Genomic DNA, 3,146 nt, shown 5'->3' on the forward strand with positions numbered 1-3,146 from the left:
GGTGGAGGTTGTCGCGCAGGAGGCCGGTGTGTCCGTTCCTGATGTTGTGGCGGCCCGCGATCGGATTGCGGGGGCGATGCTGGGCGAGGGCCATTCGGTGGCGGCCGTGGCGCTGTGGTGCGGTCTTTCCGGATCCGAGGTGTCTCGCATCGGTTTGGAGGTATCGTCTGGGCATGCTGGCAGGCCGTATGGCGAGCAGTGGCAGCCGGGGGGCGGGATTGGCTCTCGGCACGTCACCGAGGCGTCTGGTCTCCAGTCACAGGCGCCGCGGAGTGGCGGGGCACTTGGTGACGAGGATCTTCGGGATGCCGTGGCCAGTCGGTTGAGGTTGGGGTATTCCGTGGAGGAGGCGGCGCGGCGGCTCGGGCTGCCTGTCGACGTTGTGCGTGCGTATGCGCGATCGGAGTCCTCGGTCTCGGTGGCCGGCGGGCCTGGGGGGCTTGCGGTGCGCAGGTTCGCCGGTGGTGTGTCCGTTGCCGGTGAGGTCCAGTTCGGCAGTGCCCAGAGTGCCTTGAACAGGCTGCCCGTTGTGCCCGGGGTGAGTGTGCTGCACGTCGCCGGAATTCGCCGGGACGGTACGCCGGTGATGCAGGGCGTATCGGTGGCGGATCCGTTCGGCTGGCTGGAACGGCTTCCGGCTGACGTCGCGCCGGATGATTTCCAGGTCAACTGGAGTACGGGTGATCTCCGGGACGGTGACCGGGACTATGATCACCGTGGTCTGCATGCGTGGGCTGCGGCGGTGGCCACCGCTCGGGGGCGGGCGGTACGGATTCCGCCTGCCTCCCATCCGTATCTGCGGCTGACCGAGCACGGGGTTCAGGCGGTCAACGGCGCGGGGGAACCCGGGGCGATGCAGGTCGTTCATCCTGGTGAGTCCCCGCTGGACATCACATCGGTGCCGACTTCCCGGCAGCCCATCGGTGCGCTCAGGTTGCCCGAGCGCACTCCTCGGCATTTCTCCGGGCAGCGTGGTTTTTCCGCCTCGTCGCTGCCCGACAGCGCTAACGGGCCGGTTCCGGTTCTTGAGTTCCCGGGCGGGATCGCTTTCGTGGGTGGTGGGACCGCACGTGCCTGGCAGCCGAACCTGGAGCGTCTGACGCAGCATGCCGGTCTGTTCACCATCGTGGTGGCGTTCGTCGACGGCGAGGGCCACCCCTGGTCCACGACCGGGCCACTGAGCGTCGAACGGATGGTCGAGGAGGCTCGCAACCGCGGCCTCGGCGACAACCGGGACGTACGTGTGGTGTTCGCCGCCGTCCTTGGGGACGATGACGCCGGCTACGACCATCTCCGATGGCTGAACCACGTCTATCGCACCTCCGCGGCGTTGGGCACTGCCGACCGTCCCGTCCGTGTCCATGTGCTGGGCTGTCTGTCGCCGGATCTGGACGTGCGGCCCGATCCTTCCGCGGGGCGGGCAGGCCCGCTGGATCTGATCGCCGAGGGCAGTGTGCTCCACCCCGGAGAGTGGTTCCCGGTCGCAGCGCACGGCGGGAGCGGCGAGCCGCCCCGCTTCGTCAGCCGGGACGGCCAGCTGGTTCCGGCGCGGTCAGACGGGGGCGCGCACCTCGATCAGCCCGGAATCAGCCACCATGTACGGCTGATCCCGCCGGCAGGTCATGGCACGGGGACCGCCGGCTTCGAGACTCCCCCTGGGCCCAGTCTCGATGGCAGACTCCGGCTTGCCGAACACCCAGGCCTTTTCACCATCAGCTTCAGCAGGCTCAACGAGCACGGACTGCCCAGGCTCTCCGAGGATGACACGGCGTCCCGGGAACTGTGGCGCGTGGCAGGCATGGCCGGTCGGTATGGAGCGGATCCATCCCACGCACTGCGGCCGCTATTCCTGGAAGAAAGCCGCACGCACTACGACGAGCAGGTGCGCTACACCCTCGACCTGTCGACCGCGATGGACGGCCGAGACGGCTATCTGCCAGACGAGCAGACCCACATGCTGACCCCCAGCCGGGGCGACCTGATCGCGCAGACCACCGCCCGCATGGAGTTCAGCGCGGAACGGGACAGGCGGGGCATACTCGTCCGGGATGATCAAGGACAGGCCGTCACCCGTTCCGAGCCGGTCGCTCATCCCGCGCACTGGATGCGGGTGCGTGGCTACCGGACCGACCTGACCCAACCGCCCGGTCATGTCAGCGTCAGCGGCCGCCTGTATCCGGCACCCGCCCTGCCGCAGACCGCGCGGCCGTATCTGCGGCCGGCGGATGTGCCAGCGGGACGGACATGGAGCGCGGAGGAAGCCGGCCTGTTCCACCGGCTGGAGGGCGGCTACGAGTCGCTGTCCGGCGGGCCGGCGGGGGCACTGCCGTACGAGCTGGTACCGGGCGAGTCCGCCGGTCTGGGGCGCAACGCGTGCCTGCTCGACACACTCGCCCAGCTCGTCAACACGCACGCCGACACCAACTACCGGGCACTCGACCTCCACCAGCAGCTCATGGAATGGGGCTATCAGGATGACCTGGAGGGCGACAGCCTGGACTTCTACAGCGATGGCGGATACGCCCTGGCCGAGCACCTCGCCCAGACCCATGGGGTCCGCTTCCAGGCCTTCTCCTATGACACGGTGAACGGCCTGGCCGTGCACCCGCTGGTAGGCAACGCGGGCCCGGTACTCCACCTACTCAACGACCGCGGCCACTTCGCCCCCCTACACCCCCGCCAGGCCGACCCCGACCCCGCCCCCGAGCCCGCGGCCACCACACCGCCGGCCACGGGCACAGGCAACAACCTCACCGACACACTCGCCGACCTCAACCTCTCCCTCGGACCGGCCGGCCACGAGAACACCTCGATGAGCAACGCCCTGCTCAACACCTTCGCCGACCACCACCGCATGCCCCAGCCCGAGCCTGACACCACCCAGGCAGATCCCGAGCAGCCCGAACAGCCCTGGCAACGCCCCGAGGCATACACCGAAACCCCACTGGAACTCCTCAACGGCGCCCTATGGGAACACGCCTCCGACACGCTACGCCGTCCAAACACCACACAGGCCGACCGCGAGGTACTACTCCAGCTGCAGGACTACCTCCTAGGCCGTGTCCTGCCGATCAGTTGAGTCGTTGATACGACTATGGGGAGTAGGGGTGATCTGACTGACGGCCAGTGGGAGCGGCTTCGGCCGC

Annotated in this window: 1 protein-coding gene; it reads left to right on the forward strand. The window is 68.7% G+C overall.

Translation table 11 applies throughout. From position 1 onward, the window contains the following. Positions 1–340: 340 nt before the first annotated feature. Complete coding sequence (locus AB0O11_RS39240) at positions 341–3,079, forward strand: hypothetical protein (protein WP_363397390.1); 2,739 nt, start codon at positions 341–343, stop codon at positions 3,077–3,079. The last annotated feature ends 67 nt before the right edge of the window (positions 3,080–3,146 follow it).

The organism is Kitasatospora sp. NPDC093102 (assembly GCF_040683915.1).
Lineage (GTDB): Bacteria > Actinomycetota > Actinomycetes > Streptomycetales > Streptomycetaceae > Kitasatospora.